The sequence below is a fragment of the Citrobacter sp. TBCS-15 genome (genome assembly GCF_005280815.1).
GTDB lineage: Bacteria > Pseudomonadota > Gammaproteobacteria > Enterobacterales > Enterobacteriaceae > Citrobacter > Citrobacter werkmanii.
Genome location: NZ_SZWK01000139.1, coordinates 1 through 18,463, shown reverse-complemented (window position 1 = coordinate 18,463; position 18,463 = coordinate 1). Strand labels below are relative to the sequence as shown.

Annotated in this window: 18 protein-coding genes; 15 read left to right on the top strand and 3 right to left on the bottom strand. The window is 52.7% G+C overall.

Going from position 1 to position 18,463, the window contains the following annotated elements:
* Positions 1 to 85 precede the first annotated feature (85 nt).
* The 7 genes from ubiE (at position 86) to tatD (ending at position 5,600) form a co-directional block, all read left to right on the top strand.
* Positions 86 to 841, top strand: coding sequence for a bifunctional demethylmenaquinone methyltransferase/2-methoxy-6-polyprenyl-1,4-benzoquinol methylase UbiE (gene ubiE, locus FDW96_RS12015; protein ID WP_003017897.1), 756 nt, complete (start codon positions 86 to 88; stop codon positions 839 to 841).
* Between the two features lie 13 nt (positions 842 to 854).
* The gene (ubiJ, locus tag FDW96_RS12010) at positions 855 to 1,460 is read left to right on the top strand and encodes a ubiquinone biosynthesis protein UbiJ (protein ID WP_061381040.1); all 606 of its coding nucleotides are present in this window, start codon (positions 855 to 857) and stop codon (positions 1,458 to 1,460) included.
* Positions 1,457 to 3,097, top strand: a complete 1,641-nt coding sequence (ubiB, locus tag FDW96_RS12005; RefSeq protein WP_042313978.1) for a ubiquinone biosynthesis regulatory protein kinase UbiB — start codon at positions 1,457 to 1,459, stop codon at positions 3,095 to 3,097. The genes ubiJ and ubiB overlap by 4 nt, the downstream gene beginning before the upstream one ends.
* A 78-nt stretch (positions 3,098 to 3,175) precedes the next feature.
* Positions 3,176 to 3,430 (top strand): Sec-independent protein translocase subunit TatA, encoded by a 255-nt coding sequence (tatA, locus tag FDW96_RS12000; RefSeq protein ID WP_003017888.1) that lies wholly within the window; start codon positions 3,176 to 3,178, stop codon positions 3,428 to 3,430.
* A 3-nt stretch (positions 3,431 to 3,433) separates the two neighbouring features.
* On the top strand, positions 3,434 to 3,982 hold the full coding sequence (gene tatB, locus FDW96_RS11995) for a Sec-independent protein translocase protein TatB (RefSeq protein ID WP_042313975.1): 549 nt from the start codon (positions 3,434 to 3,436) through the stop codon (positions 3,980 to 3,982).
* Between the two features lie 2 nt (positions 3,983 to 3,984).
* Positions 3,985 to 4,776, top strand: coding sequence for a Sec-independent protein translocase subunit TatC (tatC, locus tag FDW96_RS11990; RefSeq protein ID WP_042313973.1), 792 nt, complete (start codon positions 3,985 to 3,987; stop codon positions 4,774 to 4,776).
* Between the two features lie 41 nt (positions 4,777 to 4,817).
* Positions 4,818 to 5,600: a 3'-5' ssDNA/RNA exonuclease TatD gene (gene tatD, locus FDW96_RS11985; RefSeq protein ID WP_137365749.1), complete on the top strand. Its 783-nt coding sequence runs from the start codon at positions 4,818 to 4,820 to the stop codon at positions 5,598 to 5,600.
* A gap of 6 nt (positions 5,601 to 5,606) precedes the next feature.
* Here tatD and rfaH read toward each other — a convergent pair whose 3' ends face one another.
* Positions 5,607 to 6,095: a transcription/translation regulatory transformer protein RfaH gene (gene rfaH, locus FDW96_RS11980; protein WP_042313969.1), complete on the bottom strand. Its 489-nt coding sequence runs from the start codon at positions 6,093 to 6,095 to the stop codon at positions 5,607 to 5,609.
* 204 nt (positions 6,096 to 6,299) lie between these two features.
* Between rfaH and ubiD the strand changes: the two genes are divergently transcribed.
* From ubiD to FDW96_RS11960, 4 genes are all read left to right on the top strand, one after another.
* Entirely contained in the window at positions 6,300 to 7,793 is a 1,494-nt protein-coding gene (gene ubiD, locus FDW96_RS11975) for a 4-hydroxy-3-polyprenylbenzoate decarboxylase (protein ID WP_042313967.1), read from the top strand.
* 40 nt (positions 7,794 to 7,833) lie between these two features.
* On the top strand, positions 7,834 to 8,535 hold the full coding sequence (gene fre / locus FDW96_RS11970) for an NAD(P)H-flavin reductase (protein ID WP_042313965.1): 702 nt from the start codon (positions 7,834 to 7,836) through the stop codon (positions 8,533 to 8,535).
* Between the two features lie 226 nt (positions 8,536 to 8,761).
* Positions 8,762 to 9,688, top strand: a complete 927-nt coding sequence (locus tag FDW96_RS11965; protein WP_137365748.1) for an ROK family protein — start codon at positions 8,762 to 8,764, stop codon at positions 9,686 to 9,688.
* Positions 9,685 to 10,665: a LacI family DNA-binding transcriptional regulator gene (locus tag FDW96_RS11960; protein ID WP_042313957.1), complete on the top strand. Its 981-nt coding sequence runs from the start codon at positions 9,685 to 9,687 to the stop codon at positions 10,663 to 10,665. The genes FDW96_RS11965 and FDW96_RS11960 overlap by 4 nt, the downstream gene beginning before the upstream one ends.
* Before the next feature lie 178 nt (positions 10,666 to 10,843).
* Here the strand turns inward: FDW96_RS11960 and fadA are convergent, their stop codons facing one another.
* The gene (fadA, locus tag FDW96_RS11955) at positions 10,844 to 12,007 is read right to left on the bottom strand and encodes an acetyl-CoA C-acyltransferase FadA (RefSeq protein WP_038634440.1); all 1,164 of its coding nucleotides are present in this window, start codon (positions 12,005 to 12,007) and stop codon (positions 10,844 to 10,846) included.
* Between the two features lie 9 nt (positions 12,008 to 12,016).
* Positions 12,017 to 14,206 carry a fatty acid oxidation complex subunit alpha FadB gene (gene fadB, locus FDW96_RS11950; protein WP_137365747.1) on the bottom strand — a complete coding sequence of 730 codons (2,190 nt, stop codon included), beginning with the start codon at positions 14,204 to 14,206 and terminating at the stop codon, positions 12,017 to 12,019.
* 187 nt (positions 14,207 to 14,393) lie between these two features.
* Between fadB and pepQ the strand changes: the two genes are divergently transcribed.
* The 4 genes from pepQ to hemG are packed head-to-tail and all read left to right on the top strand — an operon-like array spanning position 14,394 to position 18,386.
* Positions 14,394 to 15,725 carry a Xaa-Pro dipeptidase gene (gene pepQ, locus FDW96_RS11945; protein ID WP_042313952.1) on the top strand — a complete coding sequence of 444 codons (1,332 nt, stop codon included), beginning with the start codon at positions 14,394 to 14,396 and terminating at the stop codon, positions 15,723 to 15,725.
* Positions 15,725 to 16,339, top strand: a complete 615-nt coding sequence (locus FDW96_RS11940) for an IMPACT family protein (protein WP_137365746.1) — start codon at positions 15,725 to 15,727, stop codon at positions 16,337 to 16,339. Before pepQ ends, FDW96_RS11940 begins: the two co-directional genes overlap by 1 nt.
* Before the next feature lie 38 nt (positions 16,340 to 16,377).
* Positions 16,378 to 17,829 carry a Trk system potassium transporter TrkH gene (trkH, locus tag FDW96_RS11935; protein ID WP_003017848.1) on the top strand — a complete coding sequence of 484 codons (1,452 nt, stop codon included), beginning with the start codon at positions 16,378 to 16,380 and terminating at the stop codon, positions 17,827 to 17,829.
* A gap of 11 nt (positions 17,830 to 17,840) precedes the next feature.
* Entirely contained in the window at positions 17,841 to 18,386 is a 546-nt protein-coding gene (gene hemG / locus FDW96_RS11930; RefSeq protein WP_038634428.1) for a menaquinone-dependent protoporphyrinogen IX dehydrogenase, read from the top strand.
* The last annotated feature ends 77 nt before the right edge of the window (positions 18,387 to 18,463 follow it).

Below are 18,463 nucleotides of genomic sequence, written 5' to 3'. Positions count from 1 at the left end.
GGTAGTTGAACCCTGTAGAAGGGTAGGGCAAATTGGCCCAATCTGTTACACTTCTTGAACATTTTTTGAATGAGCAGGCACTGAGATGGTGGATAATTCACAAGAAACGACGCACTTTGGCTTTCAGACCGTCGCTAAAGAGCAGAAAGCTGACATGGTGGCCCACGTTTTTCATTCTGTGGCCTCGAAATATGACGTTATGAATGACTTAATGTCATTTGGCATTCATCGTTTGTGGAAGCGCTTCACCATTGATTGCAGTGGCGTGCGTCGCGGTCAAACCGTTCTGGATTTGGCAGGCGGTACGGGCGACCTGACGGCGAAATTCTCTCGCATGGTGGGTGAAACCGGTAAAGTCGTACTGGCGGATATCAATGACTCAATGCTCAAAATGGGTCGCGAAAAGCTGCGTAATATCGGCGTAGTGGGTAACGTTGAGTACGTTCAGGCGAACGCGGAAGCACTGCCTTTCCCTGACAACACGTTTGACTGCATTACCATTTCTTTCGGTCTGCGCAACGTAACGGATAAAGACAAAGCTTTACGATCCATGTATCGCGTGTTGAAGCCGGGCGGACGTTTACTGGTGCTGGAGTTCTCCAAACCGATTATCGAACCGCTGAGCAAGGCCTACGATGCTTATTCTTTCCATGTTCTGCCGCGCATAGGTTCCATGGTCGCAAGCGATGCGGACAGTTACCGCTATTTGGCGGAGTCCATTCGCATGCATCCCGATCAGGACACGCTAAAAGCAATGATGCAAGATGCCGGGTTCGAAAGCGTTGATTACTACAACCTGACGGCTGGTGTCGTTGCGCTGCATCGTGGTTACAAGTTCTGACAGGAGATTGGGGATGCCTTTAAAACCCTTAGTGACCGCAGGCGTTGAAAATCTGCTCAATACCTTTCTGTATCGTTCTCCTGCGCTGAAGTCAGCCAGAACACGTTTACAGAGCAAGGTGCTGCGTGTTGATCTTAAAGGATTTTCAACACCTTTAGTCCTGGTGTTTAGTGAACGCCAGGTCGATGTGCTGGGGGCATGGGAAGGCGAAGCCGATTGCACAGTAATCACACATGCCAGCGTGTTGCCGAAATTACGCGACCGCCAGCAACTTACCACGCTTATTCGCAGCGGTGAGCTGGAAGTTCAGGGTGATATCCAGGTGGTGCAGAATTTTGTTGCTCTGGCCGATCTGGCTGAGTTTGATCCCGCAGAATTGTTAGCGCCCTATACCGGCGATATCGTCGCGGAGGGGGTCAGCAAAGTCTTGCGTGGTGGCGCGAAGTTCTTGCGCCATAACATTCAGCGCCAGCAGCGCTATGTAGCCGAAGCGATCACCGAAGAGTGGCGTATGGCTCCCGGTCCGCTTGAGGTTGCATGGTTTGCAGAAGAAACGGCAGCCATTGAACGCGCGGTCGAATCTCTGGCCAAACGGCTGGAAAAACTGGAGGCCAAATGACGCCAGGTGAAGTACGGCGCCTTTATTTCATCATTCGCACTTTTTTAAGCTACGGTCTTGATGAACTCATCCCCAAAATGCGTATTACGCTGCCGCTTCGGTTGTGGCGTTACTCGTTGTTCTGGATGCCCAATCAGCATAAAGACAAACCGCTGGGAGAAAGGCTGAGACTGGCTTTACAGGAACTCGGCCCGGTGTGGATTAAATTTGGGCAAATGCTCTCCACTCGCCGTGACCTTTTCCCACCGCACATCGCCGATCAGCTTGCGCTATTGCAGGATCGCGTTGCCCCATTCGATGGGCAGCGAGCGAAAGAACAAATCGAAGAAGCCATGGGCGGGCTGTCCGTCGAGGAGTGGTTTGATGATTTTGAGATCACGCCGCTGGCATCTGCGTCTATTGCCCAGGTCCATACCGCGCGATTGAAATCCAATGGTAAAGAGGTGGTGATCAAAGTTATCCGCCCGGACATACTTCCGGTGATTAAAGCGGATTTAAAACTGATCTACCGCCTTGCGCGCTGGGTTCCTCGCCTGCTGCCGGATGGCCGTCGCCTGCGACCAACAGAAGTGGTCCGCGAGTATGAAAAAACGTTGATTGATGAGCTGAACCTGCTGCGCGAATCGGCGAACGCAATTCAGCTGCGACGTAATTTTGAAGATAGCCCGATGCTGTACATCCCGGAAGTGTATTCCGACTATTGCAGTCAGAACATGATGGTGATGGAGCGCATATATGGTATCCCCGTATCGGATGTCGCAACGCTTGAGAAGAATGGCACCAACATGAAGTTGTTGGCTGAACGCGGTGTGCAGGTCTTCTTTACTCAGGTCTTTCGCGATAGTTTTTTTCATGCGGACATGCATCCTGGGAATATTTTCGTCAGTTATGAGCACCCTGAAAACCCGAAGTACATTGGTATTGATTGCGGGATTGTGGGTTCTTTAAATAAAGAAGATAAGCGCTATCTGGCTGAAAACTTCATCGCGTTCTTTAACCGAGACTACCGCAAAGTTGCCGAATTGCACGTGGATTCAGGTTGGGTTCCGCCCGATACCAACGTTGAAGAGTTTGAATTCGCCATTCGTACCGTGTGCGAACCGATATTCGAAAAACCGCTGGCGGAGATTTCCTTTGGTCACGTGCTGTTGAATCTGTTTAACACCGCGCGTCGATTCAACATGGAAGTCCAGCCCCAGCTGGTTTTGCTCCAGAAGACGCTGCTGTATGTTGAAGGTGTCGGACGACAGCTCTACCCACAGTTAGATTTGTGGAAAACGGCTAAGCCGTTTCTCGAATCCTGGATTAAAGATCAGGTCGGTATTCCGGCGCTCGTCAGGGCATTTAAAGAAAAAGCTCCGTTCTGGGTCGAAAAAATGCCAGAAATACCTGAACTGGTGTATGACAGTTTGCGCCAGGGCAAATATTTACAGCACAGTGTTGATAAGATTGCCCGCGAGCTTCACGCTAATCATGTGCGTCAGGGACAATCCCGTTATTTATTGGGCATTGGCGCAACATTGTTGCTAAGTGGAACATTCCTGCTGGTAAGCCGTCCTGAGTGGGGGCTTATGCCAGGCTGGTTAATGGCGGGAGGCGTCATAGCCTGGCTAATCGGCTGGCGCAAAATGCGCTGAATTTTTCATCGCCCAAGGCAGGCCGTGTAACGTATACTACGGCCTTATTAATTCATCATCTATGACAGAGGAACATGTATGGGTGGTATCAGTATTTGGCAGTTGTTGATCATTGCCGTCATCGTTGTACTGCTATTTGGCACCAAGAAACTCGGCTCCATCGGTTCCGATCTTGGCGCGTCTATTAAAGGCTTCAAAAAAGCGATGGGTGATGATGAACCTAAGCAAGATAAAACCAGCCAGGATGCTGATTTTACTGCTAAATCCATCACCGATAAGCAGGGCGAAGTGAAAAAGGAAGACGCCAAAAGCCAAGATAAAGAGCAGGTATAATCCGTGTTTGATATCGGTTTTAGCGAGCTGTTATTGGTGTTCGTTATCGGCCTCATTGTCTTGGGGCCGCAGCGTTTACCCGTAGCGGTAAAAACGGTTGCTGGCTGGGTTCGCGCTTTGCGTTCCCTTGCGACTACTGTTCAGAACGAACTGACCCAGGAGCTTAAGCTTCAGGAATTCCAGGACAGCCTGAAGAAAGTAGAAAAAGCGAGCCTGACAAATCTGACCCCGGAGCTGAAAGCATCAATGGATGAGCTGCGTGAAGCGGCGGAGTCGATGAAGCGTTCTTATAGCGTGCACGATCCTGAGAAAGCCAGCGATGAAGCGCACACTATCCATAATCCGGTGGTGAAAGACGGTGAAGCACAGCGAGAAGGGGTCACCCCAGCTGCCGCTGAAAACCAGGCCAGTTCGCCGGAGCAAAAACCGGAATCCACGGGTGCTAAAAAGCCAGAGCCGACGGAAAACGCTTCCGCCACGTTGATGGATGCAGAAAAGAAAGCTGCCGCACCTGTTGTCGAATCCTCCCCCTCGTCGAGTGATAAACCGTAAACATGGCTGTAGAAGATACCCAACCGCTCATCACGCATCTTATTGAGCTGCGTAAGCGACTCCTGAACTGCATTATTGCGGTATTCGTGATCTTTCTGGCATTGGTGTACTTTGCCAACGACATTTACCATATGGTTGCGGCGCCGTTGATCAAACAGATGCCGCAGGGCGCAACGATGATCGCCACCGATGTGGCCTCGCCGTTCTTTACCCCGATAAAGTTAACCTTCATGGTGTCGCTGATTCTGTCAGCGCCAGTGATCCTCTACCAGGTCTGGGCATTCATTGCGCCTGCTTTGTACAAACATGAACGTCGCCTGGTTGTGCCGCTGCTGGTCTCCAGTTCGTTATTGTTCTACATCGGTATGGCATTCGCCTATTTTGTCGTCTTCCCGCTGGCGTTTGGTTTCCTTGCCAACACGGCTCCGCAAGGCGTACAGGTATCGACAGACATTGCCAGCTATCTCAGCTTCGTAATGGCGTTGTTTATGGCTTTCGGTGTCTCTTTTGAGGTTCCTGTCGCCATTGTGCTGCTATGCTGGATGGGCATTACGACGCCTGAAGACTTACGTAAGAAACGTCCTTACGTTGTAGTCGGCGCATTTGTCGTCGGGATGCTATTGACCCCGCCAGATGTCTTCTCGCAAACGCTGTTGGCGATACCGATGTACTGCCTGTTCGAGGTGGGTGTGTTCTTCTCTCGATTCTATGTCGGTAAGCGACGTACGCGAGATGAGGATAACGAGGCTGAAGAAGCAAAAGAAGCCGAAGCCGCCGAGAAAACTGAAGAATAAACGCAACCGCCCGTCAGGGCGGTTGTCATATGGGAGGAAGCATGTTTGATATTGGCGTTAATTTAACCAGTTCACAATTTACGAAAGACCGGGATGAGGTCGTGGCGCGCGCCTTTGCTGCGGGCGTAAACGGTATGCTTCTGACCGGAACAAACCTGCACGAAAGCCAGCAGGCTTTAACGTTGGCGCAGCATTATCCACATTGCTGGTCCACGGCTGGCGTGCACCCGCATGACAGCAGCCAATGGCAGTCCTCAACAGAAGCAGAGATTATCGCACTGGCAAACCATTCGCAGGTGGTCGCTATTGGTGAGTGCGGCCTGGATTTCAATCGCAATTTCTCCACGCCGCAGGAGCAGGAGCGTGCTTTTGAGGCGCAACTGCGCATTGCTGCTGAACTGCAGATGCCGGTTTTCATGCATTGTCGGGATGCCCATGAGCGTTTTCTGACGTTGCTGGATCCGTGGCTGGATAGCCTGCCCGGTGCGGTGCTGCACTGCTTTACCGGCACGCGCCAGGAGATGCAGGATTGTGTAGACCGCGGGCTTTATATTGGTATCACCGGGTGGGTCTGTGATGAGCGCCGGGGCATGGAACTGCGTGAGCTGCTGCCCTTTATCCCGGTTGAGAGATTGCTGATCGAAACCGATGCGCCTTACTTACTTCCCCGGGATTTAACGCCTAAACCAGCGTCACGGCGCAATGAACCTGCGCACCTCCCACATATTCTTGAGCGTATTGCCCACTGGCGCGGCGAGGATCCGCAATGGTTGTCAGCAACCATTGATGCTAACGTCAGAACGCTGTTTGAAGTGACCTTCTAAGGCTATTTAAATTTTTCGAAAGCCGGTATTTTTCACGCTCTGCTTAACCTCTTTATTCAACAGGTTAAGCAGCAGCATGGAACGCGCTTCGCCATCGGGTTCGGTAAAGATCGCTTTCAACCCCTCAAACGCACCTTCAGTAATAATTACACTGTCCCCCGGATGAGGGGTTTCAGGGTCAACAATACCTTCAGGTTTGTAGACAGAAAGTTGATGAATGACGGGAGAAGGAACGGTCGCCGGCGTCGCACCGAAACGGACGAAATGGCTGACACCACGCGTGGCATTGATGGTGGTGGTGTGGATCACTTCCGGGTCGAACTCGACAAACATGTAATTAGGGAATAGGGGTTCACTGACTGTGGTACGTTTACCGCGCACCATTTTTTCCAGGGTGATCATAGGCGTCAGGCAGTTCACCGCCTGTCTTTCCAGGTGTTCCTGGGCTCGCTGAAGTTGCCCACGTTTGCAGTACAGTAAATACCAGGCTTGCATAATAACTCTTATCCGCTTGTTCTGAGCGCCAGCATAGCAAAAGCCATGAGTTAAGTTAATTATACCCGCCGCAAAGCAGGCTGAAACCCAATGGGTATATACTCCTGGGGCTTATATGTATCGCCAGAGTTCACGCTAATTTAACAAAAATACAGCATCACAATGATGAACGCCGTATAATGAAGCGCTTACGAAGAGGCCACAATGGACGCCATGAAATATCACGATTTACGCGACTTCCTGACGCTGCTTGAACAGCAAGGCGAGCTCAAACGCATTTCGCTTGAGGTGGATCCCCACCTGGAGATCACTGAAATTGCCGATCGCACTCTGCGTGCTGGTGGGCCTGCGTTACTGTTTGAAAATCCTAAAGGCTATTCAATGCCGGTGCTGTGTAACCTGTTTGGCACACCGAAGCGTGTGGCGATGGGGATGGGGCAAGAAGATGTCTCGGCGCTACGGGAAGTCGGTAAGCTGTTGGCGTTTTTGAAAGAGCCTGAGCCACCGAAAGGATTTCGCGATCTGTTTGATAAGCTGCCGCAGTTTAAGCAGGTGTTGAACATGCCGACTAAGCGGTTACGCGGCGCACCGTGCCAGCAAAAAATCTATTCAGGCGATGAAGTCGACTTAAACCGTATTCCGATTATGACCTGCTGGCCAGAGGATGCTGCGCCGCTGATTACCTGGGGGCTGACCGTTACGCGCGGCCCGCACAAAGAGCGGCAGAATCTCGGTATCTATCGTCAGCAACTGATTGGCAAAAACAAGCTTATTATGCGCTGGCTTTCCCATCGAGGCGGCGCGCTTGATTACCAGGAGTGGCGCGCGGCGCATCCTGGTGAACGGTTCCCGGTTTCTGTGGCCTTGGGAGCAGACCCGGCGACAATTCTGGGTGCTGTTACCCCTGTCCCGGATACGTTATCTGAATACGCATTTGCCGGGCTGTTGCGTGGCACCAAAACTGAAGTGGTCAAATGTATTTCCAACGATCTGGAAGTGCCTGCCAGTGCTGAAATTGTGCTGGAAGGCTATATCGAACCGGGTGAAATGGCCCCGGAAGGACCGTATGGCGATCATACCGGTTATTACAATGAAGTAGATAGCTTCCCGGTCTTTACCGTCACGCACATTACCCAGCGCGAAGATGCAATTTATCACTCTACTTATACCGGACGCCCACCGGATGAGCCCGCAGTGCTTGGCGTAGCGCTGAATGAAGTCTTCGTGCCTATTCTGCAAAAGCAGTTTCCGGAAATCGTCGACTTTTACCTGCCGCCGGAAGGTTGTTCATATCGTCTGGCCGTAGTGACGATAAAAAAACAGTACGCCGGTCATGCCAAACGCGTCATGATGGGGGTCTGGTCGTTTTTGCGTCAGTTTATGTACACCAAATTTGTTATTGTCTGTGATGATGACGTCAACGCACGCGACTGGAATGATGTGATTTGGGCGATTACGACTCGTATGGACCCGGCCCGGGATACTGTACTGGTAGAGAATACACCCATTGATTACCTGGACTTTGCCTCGCCGGTTTCCGGTCTTGGTTCAAAAATGGGGCTGGATGCCACCAATAAATGGCCGGGCGAAACCCAGCGCGAATGGGGACGTCCGATAAAAAAAGATCCTGAAGTCACTGCGCGCATTGACGCAATTTGGGATGAACTGGCCATCTTTAATGACGGCAAAAGCGCCTGAGGCGCGATCGTTTTGCCTATTGATCCGACAGAGAGAGCGCATGACAACCTTAAGCTGTAAAGTGACCTCGGTAGAAGCTATCACTGACACCGTATATCGCGTTCGTTTAGTGCCAGACGCGGCGTTTTCCTTTCGTGCCGGCCAGTATTTAATGGTCGTAATGGACGAACGAGATAAGCGTCCGTTCTCCATGGCATCTACGCCGGACGAGCAGGGGTTCATTGAACTGCACGTTGGCGCTTCTGAGCTAAATCTGTATGCCATGGCCGTAATGGATCGCATTCTGAAAGACCGGGAAATTAAGGTCGACATTCCGCATGGCGAAGCCTGGCTGCGTGATGAGGACGATCGCCCGCTGATCCTGATTGCCGGCGGGACGGGATTCTCTTATGCGCGTTCCATTCTGCTTACCGCGCTGGCGCGTAATCCAAACCGCGATATCACCATTTACTGGGGCGGGCGCGAAGAGAAGCATCTCTACGATCTCTCTGAGCTGGAAGCACTGTCAGTAAATCACCCGAACCTGCGCGTTGAGCCAGTGGTGGAACAGCCTGAAGAAGGCTGGCGTGGCCGTACGGGCACCGTATTAACGGCAGTATTACAGGATTACGGTACCCTGGCGGAACACGATATCTACATTGCCGGACGTTTTGAAATGGCTAAAATCGCGCGCGATCTGTTCTGCAATGAACGCAGTGCGCGTGAAGATCGCCTGTTTGGTGACGCGTTCGCATTTATTTAAGCGCTGTGCGCCGGAGCCTTTCCGGCGCATCCATCACTCACTTTACTTCTACTAACAGGGTGCAAGCCCGGTCTCGTCGCCTCTCTTTTCTCACTGTTTTTTAGTAAACATTTCTCGCTATCTATTAATCATAAAAATAAGCTTTTGTGACGGAACTCTTTTTGTTTAGTAAACAAAATGGGCAAGCTATGCAGTATCACATTACAAGGCGCAAACGAGGGAAACCATGAGGCTTGGCCTGGATATTGGCGGGACTAAAATCGAAGCGGTAGTGATTGATAATACGGGTGAAATTGTTTATCGCGAGCGATGCGCAACCCCAAAGCAGAGCTATGGCGATTTTTTCCAGGCCGTAACGGAGATGATTGCCAAGGCCAGGCAGGCCGTTAATCAGCCTTTCTCGGTTGGCGTTGGGGTGCCCGGTGCGGTGGATAGCGAAGGGTTAATCAAAAACTCCAACATTCTGGTGCTGAATCAGCAGGCCTTTGCGCAAGATCTTGAGCAAGCGTTAGGGATGGATGTGCCCGTCACCAACGATGCTAATTGCTTTACGCTGTCAGAGGCGATGGACGGCAGCGGGTATGGACACAGCGTCGTTTTTGGCGTCATCCTCGGTACCGGTTGTGGCGGCGGTGTGTGTATCGATAACCGTCTGATTTCCGGTCCTAACGCCTGTGCAGGCGAGTGGGGGCATAATGCCTTGCCGCGTTATCATGAATCCCGGGATGGGGCCGCAGTGACATGCTATTGTGGGCAGTTGAACTGCATCGAGAGCTTTATTTCCGGCAGCGGCCTGGAACGCCAGTATTTGAATCACACCGCGCAACATGCGGGTGTGCCACAAATTATGCGACAGGTAGAATCGGGTGATGCAGATGCCTGTTTGTTATGGGAACGCTATTGCGATCAACTGGCGCGTGCGTTGGCAAGCGTGGTGAATACGCTCGATCCCGATGTCATTGTGTTGGGGGGCGGGGTATCTAATATCGATTTACTGTATTCTGGCTTGCAGGCGCGAGTAGCACAGTACGTATTTGGTAAACAGTGCCGTACACCGATCGTTCAGGCCCGACACGGTGACAGTAGCGGCGTCCGCGGTGCCGCCTGGCTGGGGGCACAACAAGCCAGCGTAGAATCAATGAGAGTGAAATGACGAAACCTGTACGTATCAGAGACATTGCCGAAGCGTGTGGGGTCTCAGTTGGCGCTGTTTCCCGTGCGTTAAAAGGGCAGCCGGGGCTGCGTGAAGATACCCGGTTGCGCATTATTTCTGTGGCTCAGCAGCAAGGTTATGATTTTTCCCGCCTGCGCAGCGACAAGATCAAACGTGTCCTGTTTTTGCTGCATCGTCAGCACAATATCAGCCACGCATTGCCGTTTTACTCTCAGTTGCTGTTAGGCATAGAAGATCTTTGTCGTGAGAACGGCATTGCGCTGAGCTTTCTGTCTATTGGTCCGGGTGATGCAGTGAGTGAGCAGGTGCTGCTGCACCAGCCGGATGCGCTGATCTGCGCCGGATTTTTTGAGCCTGAATTGCTTGGGCTGCTGCAACAGATGAAACTGCCGTTGGTGCTGGTGGATCTCTGGGCGCCTGGCCTGCCCTGCGTCAATCCGGACAACACCCAGGGCGGCTATCTGGCCACGCAACACCTGATTGCACAAGGTCGCAACCGCATCGCTTTTCTTGCCAGTACACTTTCTCACTACAGTATTCGCCAGCGTGAGAAGGGCTATCGTCAGGCATTGTATGAAGCCCGGTTGCTGATGCCACCAGAGTACGAAGCCATCGCGCCGCCGTTGCTGGATACTGAGCAATCTTTGGTAGAGGCGGTTAATGAGCTGCTCAAGTTGCCGGAGCCACCCGACGCCATTTTTGCCTATAACGATGCGGCAGCGATGGTTGTTCAAAGAGTGTGTGCGCAGCAGGGTATACGTATCCCGGAAGATCTTGCGCTGGTAGGGTTTGATGATATCGATGCCGCAGCCTGGTCACATCCGCCGCTGAGCACTATCGCGGTTGATAAGCAACAACTGGGTCGGGAAGCGCTGCGTTTACTGCTGGAAGAGAAACAGGAAGAGAATCTGCTGCTGCCGGTGCAGTTAGTGGTACGTGGTAGTTCAGGGAAATAAAAAACCCGCCCCTGACAGGCGGGAAGAACGGCAACTAAACCTTTCCCCGTCATAATTCACACTGCTTCTTTGTTGGCTGCCTTTGCTCACCCCGGTCACATAGTTATCTATGCTCCCGGGGATTCGCTCAGTTGCCGCCGCGATGCAGCGCGAATTATTTAGGGGAATTTATCTTTGATTAAACTCGCTCAAATACCGTCGCGATACCCTGACCTAACCCGATACACATCGTCGCCAGACCAAACTGTACGTCTTTGCGTTCCATCAGGTTGAGCAGGGTAGTGCTGATACGCGCACCGGAACAGCCCAGCGGGTGACCCAATGCGATCGCCCCGCCGTTGAGGTTGATCTTCTCGTCGATCTGCTCCATCAGCCCCAGATCTTTAATACACGGCAGGATCTGGGCGGCAAAAGCTTCATTCATCTCAAACAAGCCGATGTCGCTGGTGGAGAGTCCCGCTTTTTTCAGTGCCAGCTTTGAAGCCGGAACCGGACCGTAGCCCATGATGGAAGGGTCGCAGCCGACAACGGCCATTGAACGAATTCGGGCACGCGGCGTCAGACCCAGCTCACGGGCACGGCTTTCGCTCATGACCAGCATCGCGGCAGCACCATCGGAAAGCGCGGAGGAGGTACCGGCCGTCACTGTGCCACTAACCGGATCGAATGCCGGGCGCAGAGTAGAAAGCGCTTCAACCGTGGTCTCCGGGCGGATAACTTCATCGTAGTTAAACTGCTTCAGCACGCCGTCTGCATCATGACCGCCAGTCGGGATGATTTCATTTTTAAATGCGCCAGACTGGGTCGCGGCCCAGGCGCGAGCGTGTGAACGTGCGGCGAAGGCGTCCTGCATTTCACGGCTAATACCGTGCATGCGGGAGAGCATTTCCGCCGTCAAGCCCATCATCCCCGCGGCTTTCGCCACGTTGCGGCTCATACCCGGGTGGAAATCAACGCCGTGACTCATCGGCACATGGCCCATATGTTCTACGCCGCCAATCAGACACGCCTGAGCATCACCGGTCATGATCATCCGTGCTGCATCATGCAGCGCCTGCATGGATGAACCACACAGACGGTTAACGGTCACTGCCGGTACTGAATGCGGGATTTCCGCCAGTAGTGACGCGTTACGAGCGATGTTGAAGCCCTGCTCCAGCGTTTGCTGCACACAGCCCCAGTAAATATCATCAAGTGCGGATGGCTCCAGCGCTGGATTACGCGCCAGCAGGCTACGCATTAAATGTGCGGAGAGATCTTCTGCCCGCACGTTACGAAATGCGCCCCCTTTCGAACGGCCCATCGGGGTACGGATCGCATCAACAATTACAACCTGTTCCATTGTGACTCCTTAAGCCGTTTTCAGGCTGCCAACCGGGCGGGCAGGCTCAACCTGGGGATAATACGGTTCGTTATGGCGCGCTTTATCACGCAGACCGGCCGGAACTTCATACAGTGGGCCAAGGTGCTGGTACTGCTGAGCCATATCGAGATACTTCGCGCTGCCGAGCGTATCCAGCCAGCGGAACGCGCCGCCGTGGAACGGAGGGAAGCCCAGGCCATACACCAGCGCCATATCGGCTTCTGCCGGGCTGGCGATAATGCCTTCTTCCAGACAACGCACCACTTCGTTGACCATTGGGATCATCATGCGGGCGATAATCTCTTCATCGCTGAAGTCGCGTTTCGGCTGGCTGACCTCTGCCAGCAGACCATCAACGGCGGCATCTTCTTCTTTCTTCGGCTTGCCCTTGTTATCTTCTTTATAGCGCCAGAACCCGAGACCATTTTTCTGTCCGAAACGGTTAGCATCAAACAGGGCGTCTATCGCATCGCGATAATCTTTCTGCATACGCTGTGGGAAGCCCGCAGACATCACCGCCTGTGCGTGATGCGCGGTATCAATCCCCACCACGTCCAGCAGATAAGCCGGACCCATCGGCCAGCCAAACTGTTTTTCCATCACTTTGTCGACTTTGCGGAAATCCGCTCCGTCGCGCAGCAACTGGCTGAAACCGGAAAAATAGGGGAACAGCACGCGGTTGACGAAGAAGCCAGGGCAGTCATTGACCACAATTGGCGTTTTGCCCATCTGGCTTGCCCAGGCGACAACCTTAGCGATGGTTTCATCTGAGCTTTTCTCGCCGCGAATGATCTCAACCAACGGCATGCGGTGCACCGGGTTAAAGAAGTGCATACCACAGAAATTTTCCGGGCGTTTAAGCACGCTGGCCAGTTCGTTGATTGGAATGGTAGAGGTATTCGAAGCCAGTACGGTGTCCGGGCGTACCTTATCTTCGGTTTCCGCCAGTACCGCTTTTTTCACTTTCGGGTTTTCCACGACCGCTTCGACTACCACGTCCACACGCTCGAAACCGCTATAGTCGAGGCTTGGATGAATAGTGGAAATCACTCCCGCCATTTTCAGACCGTCAATTTTGCCGCGCTCAAGCTGTTTGTTCAGCAGCTTGGCGGCTTCGGTCATGCCCAGCGTTAATGATTTGTCGTTGATATCTTTCATGACAACCGGCACGCCTTTCCAGGCCGACTGGTAAGCGATACCGCCGCCCATAATGCCCGCGCCCAGCACCGCCGCTTGCTTTGGCGTCTCAATATTTTTGGTGAGCTTTTTGGCTTTGGCTTTCACGAACTGATCATTAAGGAAGATCCCAACCAATGCGCGAGCTTCACTGGTGTGCGCCAGTGGAACAAAACTTTTGTTTTCCAGGTTCAGCGCTTCTTCACGGCCAAAGCGGGCTGCCGCCTCAATCGTTTTCACGGCAGTCATTGGTGCGGGATAATGCTTCCCGGCCGTCTGCGCCACCATTCCTTTGGCGATAGTAAAGCTCATCGCCGCTTCAATTTTGCTGAGTTTCAACGGTTCCAGTTTCGGCTGGCGTTTGGCTCTCCAGTCGAGATCGCCGTTAATCGCCTGACGTAATATCGCGATTGCGCCATCAAGCAGTTTCTCGTGTTTCACGACGCCATCGACCAGGCCGATTTTCAGCGCCTGCTCAGCACCAACATCTTTACCTGCAGCAATGATTTCCAGCGCGCTGTCCGCACCCAGCATACGTGGCATACGCACGGATCCGCCAAAGCCTGGCATAATGCCCAGCTTAGTTTCCGGCAGACCGATGCGCAGGTCCGGCGTTGCCAGACGGTAATCGGTCGCCAGCACACACTCGCAGCCGCCGCCTAGCGCATAGCCATTTACCGCTGAGAGGGTCGGAACAGGCAGATCTTCCAGACGATTAAAGACGCTATTGGCAAAGTGCAGCCACTGGCTCAACTGTTCTTCAGGCACGAGGAACAGTGAAAGGAATTCGGTGATATCGGCACCGACAATAAAGGCTGCTTTGTTAGAGCGCAGCAGCAACCCTTTTAAATTCGGTTGTTTTTCCAGCACGTCAAGCGCATGGCCCAGGCTGGCAACGGTGGCCGTGTCGAGTTTATTGACCGAACCAGGGGCATCGAACACCAGTTCGGCGATGCCATCTTCCAGCCAGTCGAGGTACAGGGTGTCGCCTTTGTAAAGCATGTCAGTCTCCTGAATCCGCAAGGTGATCTGGTCATACCAGATGAATCGAAGTGTGTGTTTTATGTTAAAAAAATGCAAATGAATGATTAAAGAAATGACGATTCGATCACGCTCGGCAGAAATCACGCACTCACAAAGCGATGTGCTAAGATGCGAAGTCTTGAGGTCAAAAACAGAAGGATAGAAAATGGAATCACTGGCCGCACTCTATAAAAATCATATTGTTACCTTACAAGAGCGGGCGCGCGACGCGCTGGAACGCTTCAAGCTGGATGCGTTACTTATTCACTCTGGCGAACTTGTTAACGTCTTTCTTGACGACCATCCGTACCCGTTTAAGGTCAATCCGCAATTCAAAGCCTGGGTACCTGTGACGCAGGTTCCTAACTGTTGGTTGCTGGTGGATGGTGTGAATAAGCCAAAATTGTGGTTCTATCTGCCGGTCGATTACTGGCATAACGTTGAGCCGCTGCCGACCTCATTCTGGACGGAAGAAATCGAGATCATCGCGCTGCCAAAAGCGGACGGTATCGGTAGCCAGCTGCCTGCTGCTCGCAGCAATATCGGTTATATCGGTCCGGTTCCGGAACGTGCGCTGCAACTGGACATCGCGGCCAGCAACATCAACCCGAAAGGGGTGATTGACTACCTGCATTATTACCGCGCCTTTAAAACGGATTACGAACTGGCCTGTATGCGCGAAGCGCAGAAAATGGCGGTGAATGGACACCGTGCCGCGGAAGAAGCATTCCGTTCCGGGATGAGCGAGTTTGACATCAACCTGGCATATCTGACCGCAACCGGTCACCGCGATACCGACGTGCCATACAGCAACATTGTTGCGCTTAATGAGCATGCGTCGGTTCTTCATTACACCAAACTGGATCATCAGGCCCCGTCTGAAATCCGTAGCTTCCTGCTGGACGCTGGTGCGGAATATAACGGCTATGCGGCAGACCTGACGCGTACCTGGTCGGCGAAAAGCGACAATGACTATGCGCATCTGGTGAAAGATGTTAACGACGAAGAGCTGGCGCTTATCGCTACCATGAAAGCGGGCACCAGCTACGTGGATTACCACATTCAGTTCCATCAGCGCATCGCGAAGCTGCTGCGTAAGCATCAAATCATCACTGATATGAGTGAAGAGGCGATGGTGGAAAACGATCTTACTGGACCGTTTATGCCGCACGGTATTGGTCACCCGTTGGGTCTGCAGGTGCATGATGTCGCTGGCTTTATGCAGGATGACAGCGGTACCCACCTTGCTGCCCCGTCGAAGTATCCTTACCTGCGCTGCACCCGTGTTCTGCAGCCGGGTATGGTTCTGACCATCGAACCGGGCATCTACTTTATTGAATCACTGCTGGCGCCGTGGCGTGAAGGGCAGTTCAGTAAACACTTCAACTGGCAGAAAATTGAAGCTCTGAAACCGTTCGGCGGTATTCGTATTGAAGACAACGTGGTGGTCCACGAGAACAATATCGAGAACATGACGCGGGATTTAAAACTGGCGTAATGGACAGTTGGTTAATCCCTGCGGCGCCGGTTAGCGTCGTTGAAGAGATCAAAAAAAGCCGCTTCATTACGCTGCTCGCTCATACGGACGGCGTAGAAGCGGCGAAAGCATTCGTTGAGTCCGTCAAAGCGGAATACCCGGACGCCCGCCACCATTGTGTGGCATGGGTGGCGGGTGCGCCGAATGACTCGCAGCAGTTGGGCTTTTCAGACGATGGTGAACCGGCGGGAACGGCAGGCAAACCGATGCTCGCGCAGTTGATGGGCAGCGGTGTCGGTGAGATTACCGCGGTGGTGGTGCGCTACTACGGCGGTATCCTTCTCGGTACGGGTGGGCTGGTAAAAGCCTACGGTGGCGGTGTGAATCAGGCGTTGCGTCAGTTAACGACACAGCGCAAGACGCCATTAACCGAATATACTTTGCAGTGTGAGTACGGTCAGCTGGCAGGCATAGAAGCTTTGCTGGGTCAGTTTGACGGTAAAGTCGTTGCCAGTGATTACCTGGCTTTTGTTCGGCTCAGGGTGGCGCTTCCTTATGCCAAAGTGGATGAATTTTCGGCAAAACTGGCGGATTTTAGTCGTGGTTCATTGCAATTGTTAGCGATTGAAGAATAATCCCCACCTCATTTTAAAGAACTAAGGAAGCGGTAGAGATGCATTTTCGCGCCATTACCCGAATCGTTGGACTACTGGTCATCTTATTCTCGGGAACAATGATTATCCCCGGACTGGTGGCTCTCATCTATCGCGATGGGGCAGGGCGTGCATTTACCCAAACTTTCTTCGTTGCTCTGGCGATCGGCTCCATGCTGTGGTGGCCGAACCGCAAAGAGAAAGGCGAGCTGAAATCTCGCGAAGGTTTTCTGATTGTCGTCTTGTTCTGGACCGTGCTGGGTAGCGTGGGTGCGCTGCCGTTCATCTTTGCGGAAAGCCCTAACCTGACGATTACCGATGCATTTTTTGAATCCTTTTCCGGATTGACCACCACCGGGGCAACAACGCTGGTGGGGCTGGATTCATTGCCACACGCTATCCTCTTTTATCGGCAGATGCTGCAATGGTTCGGCGGGATGGGGATCATCGTGCTGGCGGTGGCTATTCTGCCTATTCTTGGCGTCGGGGGGATGCAGCTCTACCGGGCAGAAATGCCGGGGCCGCTGAAAGATAATAAAATGCGCCCGCGTATTGCCGAAACGGCGAAAACCCTGTGGCTTATCTATGTATTGCTGACGGTGGCATGTGCACTGGCGCTATGGTTTGCCGGGATGCCAGCGTTTGACGCCATTGGGCACAGCTTTGCCACGATTGCGATTGGCGGCTTTTCCACGCACGATGCCAGCGTGGGATATTTCGACAGTCCCACGATCAACACCATCATTGCTATCTTCTTGCTGATCTCCGGCTGTAACTATGGCCTGCACTTCTCTTTATTAAGCGGCCGTAGTCTGAAGGTCTACTGGCGCGATCCGGAATTTCGCATGTTCATCGGCGTGCAGTTGACGCTGGTGGCTGTCTGTACGCTGGTACTGTGGATACACAATACCTACGGTTCAGCGCTCACGACCATCAACCAGGCCTTTTTCCAGGTGGTATCAATGGCGACGACCGCCGGATTTACCACCGACAGCATTGCCCGCTGGCCGCTGTTCCTGCCAGTGCTGTTGTTGTGTTCTGCCTTTATCGGCGGCTGTGCCGGGTCTACGGGCGGTGGCTTGAAGGTGATTCGTATCCTGTTGCTGTTTAAGCAAGGTAACCGCGAGTTGAAACGTCTGGTTCACCCGAATGCTGTTTACAGTATCAAACTGGGTAACCGTGCGCTGCCGGAGCGAATTCTTGAAGCCGTATGGGGGTTCTTTTCTGCCTATGCACTGGTCTTTATTATCAGTATGCTGGCGATTATTGCGACCGGTGTTGATGACTTTTCCGCGTTTGCCTCCGTGGTGGCGACGCTGAATAACCTCGGGCCAGGGCTGGGCGTTGTCGCCGACAACTTTGCCAGTATGAATCCCGTGGCGAAGTGGATCCTGATTGCCAATATGCTGTTTGGTCGTCTGGAGGTCTTTACTCTGCTGGTACTCTTTACCCCTACTTTCTGGCGTGAATAATGGAGTAACACGTGAAAACACTGATTCTTTTTTCTTCCCGGGACGGGCAAACGCGTGAAATCGCCGAGTATCTGGCTTCTGAACTCAAAGAGCTGGGCGTTTGGACGGATGTTGTTAATTTGCATCGTACCGCGGAGCCTGACTGGCAAAATTATGACAGCGTGGTGATTGGCGCCTCGATTCGCTATGGTCATTACCATGCCGCTTTTCAGGAGTTTGTGAAAAAGCATGCCACGCGGCTGAACGCGATGCCGAGTGCGTTCTACTCCGTTAACCTGGTTGCCCGTAAACCGGAGAAGCGTACGCCGCAAACCAACAGCTATGCGCGTAAGTTCCTGATGAGTTCGCCGTGGCGGCCGGATCGCAGTGCGGTTATTGCCGGCGCTTTGCTGTATCCCCGCTATCGCTGGTATGACCGCGTGATGATCCAACTGATAATGAAGATGTCTGGCGGTGAAACGGATACGCATAAAGAAGTGGTGTATACCGATTGGGAGCAGGTCGCGGGTTTTGCGCGGGAAATTGCCCAATTAACCCACAAAACGTTGCCAAAATAAGCGCAAAGAATAAAAAATAATCACTCGAAAAATTATTTTAAATTTCCCCTTGTCAGCCTGAAATAACTCCCTATAAT